At 75.7% G+C, this 18,487-nt stretch carries 15 protein-coding genes and 2 pseudogenes; 11 read left to right on the top strand and 6 right to left on the bottom strand.

Annotation, left to right across the window (positions count from 1 at the left end):
• Positions 1-1,005 (bottom strand): annotated as a pseudogene (locus KSNIM_RS06160) (hypothetical protein); the annotation flags it as partial.
• A 214-nt stretch (positions 1,006-1,219) separates the two neighbouring features.
• Between KSNIM_RS06160 and KSNIM_RS06155 the strand changes: the two are divergent.
• Positions 1,220-1,618, top strand: coding sequence for a ribosomal protein L7/L12 (locus KSNIM_RS06155; protein ID WP_263102202.1), 399 nt, complete (start codon positions 1,220-1,222; stop codon positions 1,616-1,618).
• Between the two features lie 45 nt (positions 1,619-1,663).
• Here the strand turns inward: KSNIM_RS06155 and KSNIM_RS06150 are convergent, their stop codons facing one another.
• From KSNIM_RS06150 to KSNIM_RS06140, 3 genes are read right to left on the bottom strand one after another with little or no spacing between them, the layout of a single operon-like run.
• Positions 1,664-2,218 (bottom strand): DUF2231 domain-containing protein, encoded by a 555-nt coding sequence (locus KSNIM_RS06150; protein ID WP_263102201.1) that lies wholly within the window; start codon positions 2,216-2,218, stop codon positions 1,664-1,666.
• A gap of 52 nt (positions 2,219-2,270) precedes the next feature.
• Positions 2,271-2,963, bottom strand: a complete 693-nt coding sequence (locus tag KSNIM_RS06145; protein WP_263102200.1) for an HAD family hydrolase — start codon at positions 2,961-2,963, stop codon at positions 2,271-2,273.
• A 27-nt stretch (positions 2,964-2,990) separates the two neighbouring features.
• Complete coding sequence (locus KSNIM_RS06140) at positions 2,991-3,632, bottom strand: NUDIX hydrolase (RefSeq protein WP_263102199.1); 642 nt, start codon at positions 3,630-3,632, stop codon at positions 2,991-2,993.
• 428 nt (positions 3,633-4,060) lie between these two features.
• On the opposite strand from KSNIM_RS06140, the gene KSNIM_RS06135 reads away from it, so the two are divergent.
• The 4 genes from KSNIM_RS06135 (at position 4,061) to KSNIM_RS06120 (ending at position 10,040) form a co-directional block, all read left to right on the top strand.
• Positions 4,061-4,960: an alpha/beta hydrolase gene (locus tag KSNIM_RS06135; protein ID WP_263102198.1), complete on the top strand. Its 900-nt coding sequence runs from the start codon at positions 4,061-4,063 to the stop codon at positions 4,958-4,960.
• A gap of 101 nt (positions 4,961-5,061) precedes the next feature.
• Entirely contained in the window at positions 5,062-6,159 is a 1,098-nt protein-coding gene (locus tag KSNIM_RS06130; RefSeq protein ID WP_263102197.1) for a serine protease, read from the top strand.
• Positions 6,160-6,171: 12 nt separating this feature from the next.
• Positions 6,172-7,242: an effector-associated domain EAD1-containing protein gene (locus KSNIM_RS06125; RefSeq protein WP_263102196.1), complete on the top strand. Its 1,071-nt coding sequence runs from the start codon at positions 6,172-6,174 to the stop codon at positions 7,240-7,242.
• Positions 7,239-10,040: a hypothetical protein gene (locus tag KSNIM_RS06120; protein ID WP_263102195.1), complete on the top strand. Its 2,802-nt coding sequence runs from the start codon at positions 7,239-7,241 to the stop codon at positions 10,038-10,040. Before KSNIM_RS06125 ends, KSNIM_RS06120 begins: the two co-directional genes overlap by 4 nt.
• A 48-nt stretch (positions 10,041-10,088) precedes the next feature.
• Here the strand turns inward: KSNIM_RS06120 and KSNIM_RS06115 are convergent, their stop codons facing one another.
• Both KSNIM_RS06115 and KSNIM_RS06110 read right to left on the bottom strand, forming a co-directional pair.
• Positions 10,089-11,612 (bottom strand): SDR family oxidoreductase, encoded by a 1,524-nt coding sequence (locus KSNIM_RS06115; protein ID WP_263102194.1) that lies wholly within the window; start codon positions 11,610-11,612, stop codon positions 10,089-10,091.
• Positions 11,613-11,680: 68 nt separating this feature from the next.
• Positions 11,681-12,883: a spore photoproduct lyase family protein gene (locus tag KSNIM_RS06110; RefSeq protein WP_411543665.1), complete on the bottom strand. Its 1,203-nt coding sequence runs from the start codon at positions 12,881-12,883 to the stop codon at positions 11,681-11,683.
• A 198-nt stretch (positions 12,884-13,081) separates the two neighbouring features.
• On the opposite strand from KSNIM_RS06110, the gene KSNIM_RS06105 reads away from it, so the two are divergent.
• From KSNIM_RS06105 to KSNIM_RS06080, 6 genes and pseudogenes are all read left to right on the top strand, one after another.
• Positions 13,082-13,666: a sigma-70 family RNA polymerase sigma factor gene (locus KSNIM_RS06105; protein WP_317633995.1), complete on the top strand. Its 585-nt coding sequence runs from the start codon at positions 13,082-13,084 to the stop codon at positions 13,664-13,666.
• On the top strand, positions 13,663-14,424 hold the full coding sequence (locus KSNIM_RS06100; protein WP_263102192.1) for an anti-sigma factor: 762 nt from the start codon (positions 13,663-13,665) through the stop codon (positions 14,422-14,424). The genes KSNIM_RS06105 and KSNIM_RS06100 overlap by 4 nt, the downstream gene beginning before the upstream one ends.
• Positions 14,425-14,671: 247 nt before the next feature.
• Complete coding sequence (locus tag KSNIM_RS06095) at positions 14,672-16,042, top strand: NAD(P)/FAD-dependent oxidoreductase (RefSeq protein ID WP_411543846.1); 1,371 nt, start codon at positions 14,672-14,674, stop codon at positions 16,040-16,042.
• Positions 16,039-16,848 (top strand): DUF1365 domain-containing protein, encoded by an 810-nt coding sequence (locus tag KSNIM_RS06090; RefSeq protein WP_263102191.1) that lies wholly within the window; start codon positions 16,039-16,041, stop codon positions 16,846-16,848. The genes KSNIM_RS06095 and KSNIM_RS06090 overlap by 4 nt, the downstream gene beginning before the upstream one ends.
• Entirely contained in the window at positions 16,845-18,182 is a 1,338-nt protein-coding gene (locus tag KSNIM_RS06085) for an SAM-dependent methyltransferase (protein WP_263102190.1), read from the top strand. The genes KSNIM_RS06090 and KSNIM_RS06085 overlap by 4 nt, the downstream gene beginning before the upstream one ends.
• Positions 18,179-18,487, top strand: a pseudogene (locus KSNIM_RS06080) (SAM-dependent methyltransferase); the annotation flags it as partial. The gene KSNIM_RS06085 and the pseudogene KSNIM_RS06080, both read left to right, overlap by 4 nt.

The following is an 18,487-nucleotide window of genomic DNA, read 5'->3' as shown; positions in this document are numbered from 1 at the left end:
GCCGCCCGCCGCCGCCTCCGGCCGGCCCCGGGCCAGCCGCAGCAGGGCCAGCCCCGGCTGGGCGTCGCAGCCGTACCGCCCGCTCTGCCGGTACGCCTCCTCGGCCCGCGCCCACTCCCCGCGCAACCGGTGGATCTCGCCGAGCTGGTAGAAGGCACCGCCCGCGAGGAACTCCCCGAACCCGCGGGTCAGCCGCTCGCAGGCGCTCCGGGCCTGGACGGCGGCGTTCGGCCAGTCGCCCACCAGCCGCAGCAGCTCCGAGCGGTGCACCAGGCAGATCCCCGAGTACCCGCCGTCGAACTGCGGCAGCGAGTCCGCCCAGGCGTCCAGCGCGAGTGTCCACTCGCGGGCCCGGCGCAGTTCCTGCAACTCCTGGCAGATCGCGATCACCATGCAGTACACCCAGCCGGTCACCCGCGGGCCGGTCTCCCCGGCGGTCACCGCGACCATCGCCTCGTCCAGCAGCGCCAGGCCCTCGTCCACCCGCTCCTGGCCGATCCGCGCGGCGCCCTGGAGCTGGGCCGCCAGCGCCGCCAGGTCCCGGTCCCCGAACCGCCCCGCCAGCTCCAGGGCCCGCCCCGCCGTCCCGAACGCGGCCTCGTGCTCGCCCTGCTGCAGCTGCCGCTCCGCCTCCCGGACCAGCAGGTACCCCTGCTCGGCGCACGGCGGGTCGGACCCGGCGAGCCGCCCGGCCCGTGCCAGCCAGCCGCCCGCGTGCGCGAACTCCCCGCGCATCGCCAGCACCTCGGCCAGCCAGAACGCACAGCGCAGCGCACCGCGGACGTCCGCCGCCTCCTCGCGCGCCAGGTACGCCCGCTGCAGGACGGCCGACGCCTCCTCGCCCCGGCCGAGCAGTTGCGCCGCCTCGCCCCAGTCCTCCAGGTCCCCTACGTCCAACCCACCCGGCGCGTCACCGTCCGCGGCGGCGTACAGCCCGCAGGCGTCCCGCCAGGCGTGCCCGCGGTGCGAGCGCCTGGCACCGGCCAGTACCGCGGCCGCGTCCATGCCTGCCTCCGGCCCCCACTGGGCCCCGACCACCATTGAACCGCCGAGCGCCCCTGCTGTCAGCCTCCCCCGCTCTGCGCCCGCCCGCGCTCAGAACTCCGCGGTGTCGAGGTCGAGGCCGAACGGCGCCGGCAACTGCACCGGCACGCCGGTACTCTGCACCGGCACGCCGGTACTCGGGGTCGGCGACGGGGTTCGGGGAGGGGGACGGGCAATGGAGGATCCGGATTTCTCGGTGTACCTGACCGGTGCGGGGGAGCGCGGGATCGAGGCGGTGAAGGCGGTACGGGCGGTGAGCGGGGCGAGTCTGTGGCAGAGCAGGCAACTGCTGGACGACGCGCCGGTGGCCCTCGTCGCGGAGGTGGCTCTGGAGCGCGCGACGGCCGCTGCCGCGAGGCTCCGGGCAGCCGGCGCAGGGGCCGAGATCCGGTGCGGCTGGTGCCGGCGCGCGCTGCCCGCGGACGGCGCACCCGTCGACCCGGGGCCCTGCGAGTCCGTGTACTGGGCCACGGCGCACTGCCGGGCCAATGCCCTGACGGTCTGCGACTGCGACTGGTGCGCGGAGTACGGGCCCACGAGGATCACCCGCCCGCTGGGCGACCGAGCGGTCTGACGGTCCGTCGTCGGCGGGTCGATGCCCTGCGTGCGGGAGCCGGTCTCAGCTGGTCTCTGCGGGCTCCTGGCGGTGGGCGAGGTGCCCGCCGAGGGCGGCGGCTGCGGCGGCCACGGTGAGGCCGGCGAGGCCGAGGAGGCGGCCGGTCGTGGGGGCCGAGCCGGTGCGGGCGGCGCGGCAGCGGGCGGCCAGCGAGGCGCCCTGCAGGGCGGCCGCGGTGACGATGCCGACGGCGTGGACCAGGCCCGTGCGGCGCTGCTCGGGGCCCAGGGTCGACCAGTCGACCCAGCCCGTCCAGGCGGCCGGGGCCACGCCGATCAGGCCGATCCTGGTGAGCCGGCGGGCCGCGTCGGGGGAGGTGCAGGCGGCGTCCAGGAGGGCGGCCGAAAGCCAGCAGCCCACCGGGAGCTGGACCACCGCGGGGTGCAGGTGATGCCCGAGCCACACACCGTGCAGGGTGTCCCGCACGGGCTGCGGCACCTGCAGCAGCAGCCCGTGCAGGCGCTCCGACACGGGGTCGAGGGCGGCCCAGTCGGACGGTGCGTCCAGCCATCCGGCGATCGGCGGACGCCTGGATCCGGAGAAGGTGTGAACGTCCATATCGGGCGGTTAGCCGGTTCGCACACCCGCCAAACCCGTGGTGGCCGTCCGGTCAGAAGTGGGCGAGCAGGTCGGTGAAGGCCGCCAGCTCCAGGGTGGCGGTGTGCGCGCCGAACTCCTCGTGCTCCAGCACCCAGGTGTGCTCGTGCGGGATGAAGACGGCGTTCAGCCCGGCCCGGCGGGCGGGCACGATGTCGGACTTGGGGGAGTTGCCGATCATCCAGGTGCGGTCGGGGGCCAGGGAGAGCTCGGCGACCAGTCGGCGGTAGGTGTCGACGTTCTTCTCGGCCACGATGTGGATCCCGCCGAAGTGGTGCGCGACGGCGGACGCCTCGACCTTGCGCCGCTGCTCGGACTCGTCGCCCTTGGTGAGCATCAGCAGCCGGTGCCGCCCGGCCAGCTGTGCGAGGGTGTCGGCGACGCCGGGGATGAGTTCCACCGTGCGGCTGGTCAGCGGGAGCAGCAGGTGGTCGATCCGGTCCCGGTCGTCCGCCGTGACGGACCGGCCCCGCAGCTGTCCGAGGCTCTCGGCCAGGTTGTGCCGGAACACGGCGGCGCCGTAGCCCAGGGTCGCCGCGTTCGCCGCCTCCACCGCGTCGAGCACCGCCCGCGCGGCTTGCCGGGCGGCCGGGTCCCCGGCCACCCAGTCGAGGAAGCCCTCGATGACGCGCTCGAAGAGCACGTTGTTCTCCCAGAGCGTGTCGTCCGCGTCGAAGACGAGCACCTGGTCGGCGTGCAGTCCCATCCACCTCATCCGTTCCGTGACGGTCCGTCAGTCCTGCGGCGCGGCCGGGGCGCCGTCCTCCAGCAAGGTGTCCAGCCGGGCGAGCGACTCCCGCAGGGCCTCGCCGCGGGCCGCCGCGGCCGCCTTGGCGAGCGGCAGCCACCGCACCCGGGCGCCCGGCCGCTCGGGGCGGGCCGCCCCGGGGGTGCCGGTGGCAAGCACGAACCGCAGGTCGGCGTGCTCGTGGGCCGGCTCGCGGTTTGAGGCGGGCACCGGCAGCACGACCAGGTGCAGCAGCGCCGCCGACGGCCAGAACACCAGATCGGTGAGGCCGGTCTCCTCCTCGGCCTCGCGCAGGGCCACCGCGCCCGGGAACTCCTCGCCGGGGTCGCCGTGCCCGCCGACCTGCAGCCAGTCCTGCTGGCGCTCGTGCCAGCGCAGCAGCACCTCCCGCCCGGCGGGGTGCACGATCAGGGCGGAGGCGGTCACGTGCAGCGGCCGTCCACGGTCGTACGGGTCCGCGACGGCCGCCAGGGGTGCGATCCGGGCGAGGTCCGCGGCCTCCCGCGCGGTGCGCGGACGGTGGCCGGCCAGCAGCCCGGCGAGCGTCCGCCGCTCCCCGGCCGCGGGGCTCCCCGCCGTGGCGGCGGGCACCGGGGCGCGCGTCCCTGACATGTCCGTCCCGGTCATGCGAGCCTCCGTACCCGTGGCGCGTGCGACCGGTCGGCCGGCACCCGTCGAACCTAGCCGGGCCGCGGCGCTCCGCACACCGATTTTCCCTCGCCGAAGGCGCGGCGTACACCGAGCGCGACCGTTCGCCCGGTGCGGCTCCTCCGCTGCGTCCGTCACCCAGGGCGACACCGAGGGGGCCGGCCGGCCCGGGCCGACCGGGCGTCAGCTGAAATCCCGTGGGCCGGCCGCGGTCGGCCCCGGACCTCGGCCACGGACCGTCACCCCGGACGGCCGCCGCCCCGGCCCGGCGGCCGGGACCGCACCGGCCGATCGGCCACGGACCGTCACCACCGGCCGGGCGCCGGGCAGACAGCCGTCCGTGGGCGATTGAGCTCGCCGCCGAAGGGGCCGACACTGGAGGGAGAGCGAGTCGCCGGAGGCATGCCATGGGGCCAGCCATCGTGTACGTGCACGGGATCGGCAACAAGCCGCCCGAGCAGCAGTTGAAGGAGCAATGGGACGCCGCCCTCTTCGGCCGGCCGATGGGCGAGGTCTCGCGGATGGCGTACTGGGCGCCGCTGCGCTACCACGAGCCGCTGCCGGGACCCGTCCCCGACGACGGGATCACCGAACTGCCGGCCTCGGGCGCGGCGCTGGAGGCCGCCGGGCCGACCGCCCCCGCCCCGCCGGAGGAGTTCCTCGCCGCCGTCCGCGCCGAGACCGGGACGGGAGCCCTGGAGAGCACGGCCCCCGGGCCGCTCGACCCCTGGCTGCGGAACATGGTGTACGCCGCCGAGGCGCTGTCCGCGGGGGAGGGCGCACCCGGCGCCGCCGCCGGACTGGAGGTGCTGCCGCTGCCCCGGTTCGGCCGCACCCTGGCCTTCCAGGCCCTCGCCCGGCACGCCTTCAAGGACGTGCACGCCTACTTCTTCGGCGGGATGCGCGAACAGATCCAGAAGGTCGCCGCGAGCGCCCTGGAGGAGGCCGACGGGCCGCTCGTCGTCGTCGGCCACAGCCTCGGCTCGGTGATCGCCTACGAGGTGCTGCGCACCTACCCCGGCGAGGTTCCGCTGCTGATCACCATCGGCTCGCCGCTCGGCATCACCGAGATCCAGGACCGGCTCACCGCCCCGCTCACCGTGCCGCCCGGCGTCGCCGCCTGGCGCAACGCCTGCGACGCGCGCGACCTGGTCGCCCTGGACCACACCGTCCGCCCGGAGTACGAGCCGAGCAGCCTCACCGAGGACGTCCTGGTGGTCAACGACAGCGCCAACCACCACGGCGCCGCCGAGTACCTCGCCTGCCCGGCCGTCCGCGCACCCGTCCGGGCCCGGCTCGGAACGTAACGCCGCCCGACCGCCCCGCCCGCCGCCCGACCGGCGGCGCACCCGACCCGCGGCCCCGCCGACCAGGCGCGGACCGCACACCCCGACCGGGGGCACCCCTGATGACCCTGCCCGGAGCGCAGATGCGGGAGGCCGTCGCCGCCCTGCTCGACGCCTTCACCCTCGCCGGCTTCGACCAGATGCTCCGCCTCCACCTCGACCGCCGCCGCGAGGAGATCTCGCTCGGCGCCAACCTGCGCACGGTCGCCTTCGAGGTCCTCGACACCGCCGACCGTGAGGGCTGGGCCCCGGCCCTGGTCGCCGGCGCCCGCGAGGCCAACCCCACCAACCCGCAGCTGTCCGCCGTCGCCGAGCGGTGGCGGATCGGCCCCGTCCAGCCCGAACAGCGCGACACCCTGGAACGGCTGCTCGGCGACCGGCCCGGCTACCTCGACCCGACCGACTGGCGCCGCCGGCTCGGCGCCCTCGAAGGCCGGGTCGGCCGGGTGGAGGTCGGCACCCCGGCCGGCACCTGCTACGGCACCACGCTGCTCGTCGCCCCCGACCTCTGCCTCACCAACCACCACGTCCTCGCCCCGGTGATCGACGCCCGCAGCAAGCCCTCCGAGGTGCTCGTCCGGTTCGACCACAAGAAGTCCGCCGACGGCACGGTGCTCAACCCCGGCACCACCTACCCGCTCGCCGACGGCGACTGGCTCGTCGACGCCAGCCCGCCCAGCCCGCTCGACAGCCGCCCCGACCCCGGCGACGCCCTGCCCGCCGAGGACGAACTCGACTACGCGCTCTTCCGCCTCGCCACCGAGGCCGGACACGATCCCGTCGCCGCCGACCGGGCCGCCCCCGACGCCCCCGCCCGCGGCTGGATCACCGGCTCCGCCGCCCCCGCCGACGGCGACCGCGCGATCCTCCTCCTGCTCCAGCACCCCTCCGGCGGTCCGCTCAAACTCGCCCTCGGCCCCGTCCTGGGCAGCAACGCCAACCGCACCCGCGTCCGGCACGGCGCCGACACCGAACCCGGCTCCTCCGGCTCGCCCTGCTTCGACCTCGACCTGCAACTCGTCGCCCTGCACCACAGCGGCGACCCCGACTACAGCCCCGGCCACCGCCCCGCCTGGAACGAGGCGATCCCGCTGCCCGCCGTCCGCACCCTGCTGGAGCGGCGCGGACACGCCGGCGGACTCTTCCCCCCGGCCGACTAGGAGGTGGTGGCGGTGAGACTCTCCGGCACGGACCGACGACACCTCGAGGAGGCCGTCGTCAACGACTACACGCTGGCCGACCTCAAGCGGGAGATCTCCTACCTCGACCGCCGGCTGGACGCCATCAGCGGCGGCGGGGACCTGCGCACCATCGCCCACGAGGTCATCGACCTCGCCGAACGGGAGGGCTGGATCGAGGAGTTCCTCGACGCGCTGTGCCACGGCCGGTTCCCCGCCGTGGTTGCTCTCGCCGAGCGGCTGCTCACCGCCGTCCCGGCCGGGCCGCCCGTGCTCGCCGGCCCCGACGGCGACACCGCCGAGGACCCGTACGCCACCGACCTGCTCGGCCAGCGGCTCTTCCTCGACCGCACCCTGCTCCGCACCCACCTCAAGGACCTGGTCTCCGACAGCCGCAGCCGCGTCCTGCTCGTCACCGGCCCCCGCAGCTGCGGCAAGTCCTACACCTGGTACCTCGTCAGCCACGTCGCCCAGCAGCTGCAGAGCTTCAAACCGATCCTCGTCGACCTCAGCGAATGGGCCGACCAGGTCTGCACCCCCTTCGACCTGATGAGCTCCGTCGCCTCCCAGCTCAAACTGCCCGAACCCACCGTCGACCAGTACGCCCAGGGCGCCGCCCAGGCCCGCCGGCTGCGGGACTGGCTGGTCGGCCAGCTCTACGACGAATCCGTCCGCGCCAAGTACCTGCTCGTCGTCGACAGCCTCGACCACGTACCGCTCCAGGCCGACACCGCCGCCCTGATCGACCACCTCGCCGGTGCCGCCATCCGCGAACGCCTCCCCGGCCTGCGCGTCCTCCTGCTCGGCTACGGCCGCCCCGGACTCGCCGCCCTCGACTCCGTCCTCACCGAACCCGTCGGCACCATCGACCGCCGCGTCCTGTGCGACTTCTTCGGCCGGCTCGCCTGCGGCCTCGACACCGAGATCGCGCCGCCCGTCATCGAGAACATCGTCGACCGGATGCTCGACATGCTGCCCGCCGACCGCGCCGCCGCGATCCGCCAACTCCCCGACACCGTCCGCGACACCGCCAACGCAGTCTTCGACAGGCAGGTACTGCGATGAGCAAGGCCCGCACGCGCATCACCGCCGGCGCCGTCGAGGAACGGCTCGACCGGTTGAGCCGCAGGACGGCCGAGGCCGCAGCCCCGCCCCCGCCCGCCGAACACGCCTACCGCCAGGCCGCCGCCGTCCTCGCCTGCTACAACCCCGCCACCCTCCGCCCGGTCGGCCACGAACCCGACGACGCCGCCCTGCAGGCCCTCCTCGCCGTCAGCGAACCCGTCTACGGCGCCGACGGCAGCCCCGAATGGCGCCTGCCGGAGGCCCTGCGCCGCACCACCCTCGCCGCCATGGCCGGCCCGGACGCCTACCGCCGCGCCCTCGACGCCAACCCCGACCGCCCCCAGGGACCCGTCCAACTCGCCCTCACCCGCTACCTCACCGGCACCGCCCCGCCCCCCGCCGAACAGGACCTCGAGGAACTCCTCGCCACCGCCCGGGTCGCCGAATGGCTCGGCGGACTCGTCCCCGGCCTGCCCGGCGCAGCCGAGATCACCGACCACCTCGAACGCCGCCAACTCCTCGAACCGCTGCGCCGCCTGGTCAGCACCCACTTCGGCGGCCGCGCCGACATCCTCGCCGAACTCGCGGAGCACACCGCAGGCACCGACCGCCGGCCGATGCTGATCTGGGGACCCGGCGGCATCGGCAAGTCCACCGTCCTCGCCCGCTTCATCCTCGACGGCGAACACCGCGGCACCAGCCCCCGGCTGCCCTTCGCCTTCATCGACCTCGACCGGTTCGGCATGCTCCCGCAGGAACCGCTCACCCTGCTCCTCGACGCCGTCCGCCAACTGCGCATCCAGCACCCCGGCCTGCGACCCCTCGCCGAGTTCTTCACCGGCAAGTGGATCGCCCGCGCCTCCGCCCCCGACCTGCACACCCTCGCCGCCGCCCACGCCGACTCCGCGGCCGCCGCCCGCGGCACCCCCGACCACATCACCGCCTCCGCCCGGCTGCTCACCGCGCCCGCCGAACGCGAGGAGCTCTACCGCGAGTTCGCCCGGCTGCTCACCCTCGCCCTGCCCGCCGGGCCCGTGCTGCTCGCGATCGACACCTTCGAGACCGCCCAGTACCAGGGCCCCGAGGTGCTCGCCGAACTCTGGCGGATGTTCGATCTGCTCGCCGACGCCAACCCGGCCATCCGGATCGTCCTCTCCGGCCGAGCCCCGGCCGAACTCCCCGCCCGCGAACGGCGACTGCCCGACTTCGACCGCGACGCCGCCCGCGCCTACCTGGGCGCCCTGCTCGGCCCGGCCGCCGACCCGGCCGGCTTCGACCCCGTCATCGACCTCGTCGGCGGGAACCCGCTCAGCCTGCGCCTCGCCGCCGACCTCGTCCGGGCCGACGGCACCGCCGAACTCACGGGCATCGAAGGCTCCGCCACCCGCGACCGCATCACCGGCGAAGAACTGCACGGCTACCTCTACCGCCGCGTCCTCGACCACATCGAGGACCGCGACGTCCGCAACCTCGCCCGCCCCGCCCTGGTGCTGCGCCGCCTCACCCCCGCCGTGCTGCGCTACGTCCTGGCCGGGCCGAGCGGCGTGTCCGTCCCCGACGACCTGCGGGCCGCCGAACTCTTCGACCTGTTCGCCCGCGAGGTGTCCCTGCTCAGAGTCGCCGCCGACGGCGCCCTGGAGCACCGCAGCGACGTCCGCCGCCAACTCCTGCCACTGCTGCGGGCCGAGGCACCCGAACAGGTCGCCGAGATCCACCAGGCCGCCGTGCTGCACTACGTGCAGGAGGACGACCTCACCGCCCGCGCCGAAGAGCTCTACCACCGGCTCAGCCTCGGCGAGACCGCCACCGAACTCGACCGGCGCTGGCAGCCCGGCGTCGAAGCACTGCTCACCGGCTCCATCGACGAACTGCCGCCCGGCAGTCAGGCCTACCTCGCATCCCGCTCCGGACGGACGCTCTTCGCCGCGACCCTGCGCGAGGTGCCCGCCGAGGAATGGGAACGGCACGCCGAGGTCCAGGTCACCCGGCTGCTCGAACTGGACGACCCGCACGGCGCCGCCGAAGTCCTCGGCGACCGGCCCGCCGGCAGCGAACGCGGCGCCCGGCTGCTGCTCCTGGAAGCCCGGGTCCGGGCCGCCCTCGGCGAGCTCGACTCCGCGCGGGCGCTCGCCTCCGCCGCCCGCAGCCGCGCCGCGGAGGAGCACGATCAGGGCGTGCAACTCGAGGCCGACTTCGCCCACGCCCGCTGGGCCGTCGACGAGGGCTTCATCGAGGAGGCCGGACGGCTGCTCGCCGAGGCCGCCGAGCTGGCCGAGGGCCTCGGCGACAGGCTGATGGGGATCCGGGTGGAAGTCGCCCGTTGGGAGATCGCCCGACTGCGGACCGGCAGCGGGGCCGAGACCGACGCCTTCGCCCGGCGGCTCGCCCGGCTCGTCGACGACCGGGCGGTCGAACTGCTCTCCCAGGACCCGCGGCTGCTGCTCGCCGCCACGGGCGCGGTCGGTGAACTGCGGCCGGCGCTCGTCCGGCAGAGCCTGCAGGTGATCGGACTGCGCCGCTTCACCTCCCGGCAGCGGACCGAACTCGCCCGGGTCCTCGCCGAGTGGGACGAGACGCTCGGCGGCGAGGCCGCCCGCACGGCCGCCTCGGCCGGGCCCGGGGCCGTCCTGCCCGCCACCGGCTTCTGGCCGAAATGGCTGGCCACGGCGACTCCCGCGCAGGCCGCCAACGCCCTCACCGCCCTCACCGCAGCCCTCCCCGGCGGTGGCGCCGTCCTGGCCGCCCTCGCCGCCGTCTACCGCCAATGGCTCGACAAGGACGGCCCGGCAGCGGAATGAGGACGTCAGGGGCGGCACCTCCGCGCCCCTGACGTGCTTCCCCTGAGGTCAGACGGCCTGGGCGCGTTCGGTGATCTTGCGGGCCATGCCTCCGAAGACGACGGCGTGGAAGGGGGCGACGGACCACCAGTAGGCGTGGCCGGCGAGGCCGTGGGGGTGGAAGAGGGCCCGTTGGCGGTAGAGGGCGCCGCCGTTGCCGTCCGGGGCGACCGAGAGTTCCAGCCAGGCCGGGCCGGGCAGCCGCATCTCGGCCCGCAGCCGCAGCAGCCGTCCCGGCTCGATCTCCTCGACCCGCCAGAAGTCCAGCGAGTCGCCGACCCGCAGCCGCGCCGGGTCGCGTCGCCCGCGCCGCAGCCCGACCCCGCCGACCGCGCGGTCCGCCCAGCCGCGCAGGGCCCAGGCGAGCGGGAAGGAGTACCAGCCGTTCTCGCCGCCGATGCCCTCGACGACCCGCCAGACGGCCTCCGGGGCGGCGTCGACGCAGCGTTCCCGGACGTCCTGGTAGAGGCTGCCGCCGGCCCAGTCGGGGTCGGTGGGCAGCGGGTCGCTGGGGGCGCCGGGCAGTGAGGCGGAGGACCAGCGGGTGGTGACCTGGGCGTCCCGGATGCGGCGCAGGGCGAGGCGGACGGCGTCGTCGAAGCCGATCAGGCCGTGCACCGGACGGCTGAGGCCCGGGACGGTCTGTTCGGGCGGGTCGGGCACGTACCGGGCGATGTCGTGCTCGGCGCAGATGACCTCGTGGCGCAGCGATTCGACCAGTGGCCGGGCGATGGAGTTCGGCACCGGGGTGACCAGGCCGACCCAGTGGCCGGAGAGCCGGGGAGTCAGGACGGGCACCGGCACGATGAGCCGGCGGGGCAGGGCGGCGACCGCGGCGTAGCGGAGCATCATCCGGCGGTACGTCAGGACGTCGGGGCCACCGATGTCGAAGGCCCGGTTGACCTCGGGCGGCAGGTCGGCGGCGGCGACCAGGTAGCGCAGCACGTCGCGGACGGCGATCGGCTGGATCCGGGTGCCCACCCAGCTGGGTGTCACCATGACCGGCAGCCGTTCGGTGAGGTAGCGGAGCATCTCGAAGGAGGCGGAGCCGGAGCCGATGATGACCGCGGCGCGCAGTTCGGCGGTGGGCACGCCGCTGTCGCGCAGCACCCGGCCGACCTCGGCGCGGGAGCGCAGGTGCGGGGAGAGTTCGCGCGCGGGGACGCCGGCGGGGACCAGTCCGCCGAGGTAGACGATCCGCCGGACGCCGGCGCGGGCGGCGGCCGCGCCGAAGGCCCGGGCGGCCTCCCGGTCGGTGCGTTCGAAGCCGGGGCCGGTGCCGAGGGAGTGCACCAGGTAGTAGGCGGTGTCGACGCCCTCGAAGGCGGCGTCCAGGGTCTGCGGCCGGGTGACGTCGCCGGTCGTGGTCTCCACCCGGGCCCGCCACGGGTGGTCGCGCAGCCGTCGGGGGTCGCGGACCAGGCAGCGCACGGCGCGGCCGGCCGCGAGCAGTTCGGGCACCAGGCGGCCGCCGATGTACCCGGTGGCGCCGGTCACCAGGCAGCGCGGCGGCCGTGCGGTCTGTTCGGTCATCGGTCCTCCCGGGGGCGGGTGGGCCACCGGGCGGTGGCCGCGGGACGGTCGGTCGGGCGTACGGTCGGTCAGAAGGCGTACCGGATCCGGAGCCAGGGTGCGTGCCGGTCGATCAGGCCGCGGAGCTCGGCCAGCGCCACCGCCTTTCCGGCGGCCCGGTAGCGGACGTTGCGGGCGCCGTTCTCGGAGGTCTTGGCCTCCTGCAGTGCGGGCCGCCACAGCAGCTCCTCGGCCTTGGGGTGCCAGCCGAGGTTGACCTCGTGCAGCTCCCGGTTGTGGGTCAGCATGATGATCTCCGCCGCGGCCTGTGCCTTCACAGCGGCGGGCAGCATGTCGTCCATCCGGTGCAGCAGTTCGGCCCAGTCGCGCTGCCAGCCGGGGCGCAGGATGACGGGGGAGAGGTTGAAGTGCACCTCGTACCCGGCGTCGAGGAAGTCGCCGGCGGCGGCGATCCGCTCGGGGACGGGCGTGGTGCGGATGTCGAGCAGCCGGGCGTCGGCGGGCGGCATCAGCGAGAAGCGGATGCGGGTGCGGCCGCGCGGGTCGAGGGCGAGCAGGTCGCGGTTGACCCACTTGGTGGCGAAGGAGGCCTTGGCGGTCGGCCACTCACGGAAGGCGTGGATCAGGTCGGCGGTGTTGTCGCAGATCAGGGCGTCCACCGAGCAGTCGTTGTTCTCGCCGATGTCGTACACCCATGCGGTGGGGTCGCACTGGTTGGGTGAGGGCTTGCGGCCCTGCCGCCGGACGTGGCCGGCGAGGTAGGAGACGATCCGGTCGATGTTGGTGAAGACGGTGACCGGGTTGGCGTAGCCCTTGCGGCGCGGCACGTAGCAGTAGGCGCAGGCCAGCGCGCAGCCGTTGGCGGGGCTCGGGGCGATCCAGTCGGCGGAGCGCCCGTTGGGCCGGGCGGTGAGGGTCTTCTTCACCCCGAGCACCAGGACCTCGCTCTTGATCCTCGCCCACCGCTCGACGTTCCCGGCGTTGCCGTGCAGGTGCGGGATCCGCCAGTGCGAGTCCACCTCGACCACCCGGGCGCCGGGGAAGCGCTCCAGGACCTGCCGGCCGCGCGGGGAGGCGGCGGCCGCCGGTTCGGCGTGGATCTCCCGGACGTGGAACAGCGGCAGCGGGCGGCGGTCGGTGGGCACGGCGGCGGTCTCCTGGCGGTTCGGGTTCGTACGGTCTCGCGCGCGGTGCTTCGGAGCGGGCGGCCGATCGGATGGGACCCGATCCGTACCGGCCGGGGCGGTGTGCCGCGCGGCCGGGTCCGCCATGCTGGTGCGGTCCGCGGGCAATCCGGCGGGCGTCCGGCTCCGAACAACAGGTGCCCGACGACCGCCGCCGCCCGTGGACGGCGTGGTCCCGCCGACGACCCGGAGGTTCCCGATGCCCGTCATCCGTCCGACGGGCAGGCCGCATGCCTGCCCGGCCCGACCGGCGGTCCGCGCCGCCCGACCGAGCGGGGTGGCGGAGTGAGCACGGTGGTCCACCTGTCCGGCCCGCAGCGCCGCGGCCCGGACCTCAAGGAACTCGTCGCCCAGGTGGCCTTCGGCGACCAGGACGCGTTCGGGCGGCTGTACGACGCGGTGGCGGGCCCGGTCTTCGGCCTGGTCCGCCGGGTGCTGCGGGACCCGGCGCAGTCGGAGGAGGTGACCCAGGAGGTGATGCTGGAGGTGTGGCGGACCGCCGCGCGCTACCAGCCGGACCGCGGCGAGGTGATGTCCTGGGTGCTGACCATGGCGCACCGCCGGGCGGTCGACCGGGTCCGCTCCGCACAGGCGACCGCCGACCGGGAGCAGCGGGTCGCCGCCCGCTCGCACATGCCGGCCTTCGACGAGGTCGCCGAGCAGGTCGAGGGCCGCCTGGAGCGCGAGCAGGTGCGGCGGTGCCTGAGGATGCTGACCGAGCTCCAGCGCCAGGCCGTCACCCTGGCGTACTACCGGGGCTACTCGTACCGTGAGGTGGCGGACATGCTGAGCGCGCCGCTGGGCACCGTGAAGACCCGGATGCGGGACGGGCTGATCCGGCTGCGGGACTGCCTGGGGGTGGAGTCGTGACCGGCGGAGCCGAGCTGCACACGTTGACCGGCGCGTACGCGGCCCACGCCCTGGACGGGCCGGAGCGCGCCGAGTTCGAGCGCCACCTGGCCCTGTGCGAGGCCTGTGCGCTGGAGGTCCGGGAGTTCGCCGCGACCCTGGCCCGGCTGGGCGCCGCGGAGGCCGAGACGCCGCCGGCCGAGCTGCGGGCCCGGGTCATGTCGGGCATCGGGTCCGTCCGCCAGCTCGCCCCGCCGTCCGCCGTGGTGCCGGTCGTGCCGCAGCCGACCGGGCGGCGGCGCCGCAGCCGGCTCGTCCGGCACTGGCCGAAGCTGGCGCTGGCGGCGTCGGTGGCGCTGGCCGCGGCGCTCGGCGGCCTTGCGGTCGACCAGAGCCGGCGGGCGGACGAGGCCGATGCGCGGGCCACGCAACTGCAGGCCCAGCAGGCCGTGTTCGGCAGCCTGCTGACCGCGCCGGACGCCCGGACGGCGACCGCGACGGCCGGCACCGGCGTCGGCACGGTGGTCTGGTCGCAGAGCCGTGGCCAGGCCGGGTTCCTGGCCTCCGGGATGCCGGCCCTGCCCGCCGGGAAGACGTACGAACTCTGGTTCGACGACGCCGGGACGATGCGGCCGGCCGGGCTGCTGCCGGCATCCAGCGGGTCGCTGCTGCTGCAGGGCCCGCTGGACGGCGCGGTCGGCGTCGGCGTCACGGTGGAGCCCGCGGGCGGCTCCGCGCACCCGAGCAGCACGCCGGTGATGCTGCTGCCGTTCAGCTGAGCACGGGCACCTGCCCCCTGCCGGGGGCAGGTGCCGACCGGGCGTCAGGCCTGCCCGGGCGGTCGGATGCCCTGCCGCCGGTGAACCCGCACCGCACCGCTGCGGCGCCGCCCCGGGCCAACCGGCACGACAACTCTGCACCGGCCGGGGGCAATCCGCCCGGCGGTCCGCTCCGAAGTACCGGTGGCCAGTGAAGGAGCGGCCCGCCGGCAGTGCGGGCCCGTGTAGTGGAGGGGGCCCCGTGACAGTGCCCGGAACAGTGCCGCAGCCGACGGGCGGAGTGCGGGTGCGGTCCGCGCCCGCGGGCCGCACGGTCGCCGTGGTCGGCGCCGGAGTGGCCGGTCTGACCGCCGCCCACGAACTCCGGCGGGCCGGTGTCGACGTGCACCTCTTCGAGGCGCAGGACCGGCTCGGCGGGCACGCCCACACCCAGCGCGCCGTCGGCGCCGACGGCCGGGAGGTGCCGCTCGACACCGGATTCCTGGTGCACAACCACCGCACCTACCCGCACCTGGTGCGGCTGTTCCGCGAACTCGGCGTGCAGACCCGCGAGAGCGACATGAGCATGTCCGTCCAGTGTCGCGGCTGCGGCCTCGAGTACGCCGGCAGCCGCGGCCCCGCCGGGCTGCTCGCCCGACCCGACGCCCTGCTCCGCGGCCGCTACCTGCGGATGCTCGCCGAAGTGCCGCGCTTCCACCGCCGCGCCCGCCGGCTGCTCGCCGACCCCGGCGCCGGCGACCCCTCGCTGCGCCGCTTCCTCGACGAGGGCGGCTTCTCCCGGTACTTCACCAGCCACTTCATGACCCCGGTGGTCGCCGCCGTCTGGTCCTGCGCCCCCGACCTGGCCGGCGACTACCCGGCCCGGTACCTCTTCGCCTTCCTGGAGAACCACGGCATGCTCGGCGTCACCGGCTCGCCGACCTGGCGCACCGTGGTCGGCGGCTCCCGCACCTACGTCGAGCGGATCGCCGAACGCCTCACCGCCGTCCACCGCTCCGCCCCCGTCACCGCCGTGCACCGCCACCCCGACGGCGTGGAGATCACCACCGCGGACGGCCGCCGCACCGCCGCCGACGCCGTCGTGATCGCCACCCACGCCGACCAGGCGCTCGCCCTGCTCGCCCGCCCCACCCGCGCCGAGCGGGAGGTCCTCGGCGCCTTCCGCTACTCCCGCAACCCCACCGTGCTGCACCGCGACGCCTCCCGGCTGCCCCGGGCCGCCTGGGCCCGCGCCTCCTGGAACTACCGGATGGCCGACTGCGGCGGCAGCGCCGAGAGCGTCCAGGTCAGCTACCACCTGAACCGGCTGCTCGGACTCGACACCGCCGAGGACTACCTGGTGACGCTCAACGCCGACCGGCACGACCCGCCCGCCGAGGAGCACGTGGTCTCCCGCACCGTCTACGAGCACCCCGTCTACACCGCCGGGACGATCGCCGCCCAGCGCCGGCTGCCCGAACTCACCACCGGCCGCACCGCCTTCGCCGGCGCGCACCACGGCTGGGGCTTCCACGAGGACGGCTGCCGCTCCGGCGTGCACGCCGCCCACGCCCTGCTCGGCCTCCCCGCCGCGGCCGACGCGCCCGTCCACCCCGGACTGCCGGCCGGCGTCCGATGACCGCCGCCGCCACCGATCACCGTGCCCCGGCCACCGCGCTGCCCGGCCCCTGGGGCGCCGCCCTGTACGAGTGCCGGATCACCCATGTCCGCACCGCCCCCGTCCGGCACGCCTTCCGGCACCGCACCTACCTGTGGCTGGTCGACCTCGACCGTCTGCCGGTGCTGCCCCGGCCGCTGCGCCCGCTCGCCCGCTTCCGGGCCGCCGACCACCCCGGCGACCCCCGCGGCACCCTGCGCGGCAACCTCGCGCAGTACCTCGCCGGGCAGGGCATCGACCTCGCCGGCGGCCGGGTCCTGATGCTCGCGCAGGCCCGTTCGCTCGGCCACGTCTTCAACCCGCTCACCGTCTACTGGTGCCGCGCCGCCGACGGCACCCCGCTGTGCACCGTCGCCGAGGTGCACAACACCTACGGCGGCCACCACCGCTACCTGCTGCGCCCCGGTGCGGACGGCCGCGCCTCGGTGGCCAAGGAGTTCTACGTCTCCCCGTTCTTCCCGGTGGACGGCCGGTACCGGATGACCGTGCCGCAGCCCGGCGAACGGCTGGCCCTGACCGTCCGTCTGGAACGCGACGGCGGGAGCCCGTTCATCGCCACCGTGCGAGGACGGCGCAGCCCGGCCGGCCCGGCCGCGCTGCTGCTGGCCGCCCTGCGGCACCCGCTCGCCACCCTCGCCGTCAGTGTGCACATCCGCCACCAGGGCATACGCCTCCTGCTGAAGGGTCTGCCCGTCCACCCCCGCCGCGGGCCCCTGCCCGCCGACCGCACCGGTTCCGCCGCCACAGAAGAGGTGTCCGCCCCGTGACCCGGCCCGCCGACCTCCCGACCGCACCCGTCACCGAACCGGCCACCGCGCCGCCCCCCGCGGGGCCCGCGGCCCCGCCGGCCGGTGCCGTCGACCCCGCCCGCTGGCCCGACGTCGCCCGCGTCCCGCACGCGAAGCTGCGCGCCGCCGTCGCCGGACGCCTGCTCCGCCGGGTCGCCCACCGCCGCGGCCTGGACGTCCGACTGCCCGACGGCAGCGCGCTGGTGGCCGCCCCTCCCGGCGCCCCCGTGCTCCGCCTGCACCGGCCCGCGGACTTCCTGGCCCGGGTCGGCGCCACCGGCCTGATCGGCTTCGGCGAGTCCTACCAGGCCGGCGACTGGGACGCCCCCGACCTGGTCGGCCTGCTCTCCGTCCTCGCCACCGCCCCCGAGACCCTCGTCCCGACCGGCGCCCAGTGGCTGCGCCGCCTCTACGTGCAGCGCCCGCCGGCCGCCGAACTCCCCACCGCCGCGAACGCCCGCCGCAACATCCACCACCACTACGACCTGTCCAACGAGCTCTTCGCGCTCTTCCTCGACCGGACGATGACCTACTCCTCCGCGGTCTTCCCCACCACCCCCTCCGGCGCGCCCCTCGCCACCTGGGAGGGCCTGCCCGAGGCCCAGCACCGCAAGATCGACCGGCTGCTCGACCTGGCCGCCGTCGGCCCCGGCAGCCGCGTCCTGGAGATCGGCACCGGCTGGGGCGAACTCGCCCTGCGGGCGGCCGCCCGCGGCGCCCGCGTCACCAGCCTCACCCTCTCCGAGGAACAGCTCGGCCTCGCCCGCCGCCGGATCGCCGAGGCCGGCCTCGCCGACCGCGCGGACGTCCGGCTCTGCGACTACCGCGCCGCCGAGGGGCAGTACGACGCCGTGGTCAGCGTCGAGATGATCGAGGCCGTCGGACGGCAGTTCTGGCCGGAGTACTTCCGCACCGTCGACCGCGTCCTCGCCCCCGGCGGCCGGGTCGCCCTGCAGGCGATCACCATGCCGCACGACCGCATGATCGCCAGCAGCAACACCTACACCTGGATCCTCAAGTACATCTTCCCCGGCGGTCTCATTCCCTCGGTGCAGGCCATCGACCAGGCGACCGCCCGGCACACCCGGCTGCGGGTCGCCGCCGACCACGCCTGGGGCCCGCACTACGCCGAGACGCTGCGGCTGTGGCGCGAACGGTTCACCGACCGGGCCGCGGACGTCGCCGCCCTCGGCTTCGACCAGGTCTTCCGCCGCACCTGGGAGCTCTACCTCGCCTACTCCGAGGCCGGGTTCCGCACCGGCTACCTCGACGTCCGGCAGATCCTGCTCACCCGTGAGGAGACCGCCAGGTGACCGCCGCCACCCGCCTCGAAGCCCTGCTCACCGACCTCCTCGGCCCGCTGCCGTTCCGGCTCCGCGCCTGGGACGGCTCCACCGCGGGCCCCGACGGCGCCCCCACCGTCGTGCTGCGCCGCCGCCGCGCGCTGCGCCGGCTGCTCTGGCAGCCCGGTGAACTCGGCCTCGCCGACGCGTACATCACCGGTGACCTGGACGTCGAGGGCGACCTCGCCGAGGGCCTCGGCACCGTCCGCCGCGCCCTCGCCGGCCGCGGCCCCGTCCGCCCCGCCGCCCGCGACCTGCCCCGGCTGCTCGCCGCC

This window comes from Kitasatospora sp. DSM 101779 (assembly GCF_025655475.1).
Lineage (GTDB): Bacteria > Actinomycetota > Actinomycetes > Streptomycetales > Streptomycetaceae > Kitasatospora.
This window is presented reverse-complemented; position numbering and strand designations above follow the sequence as displayed.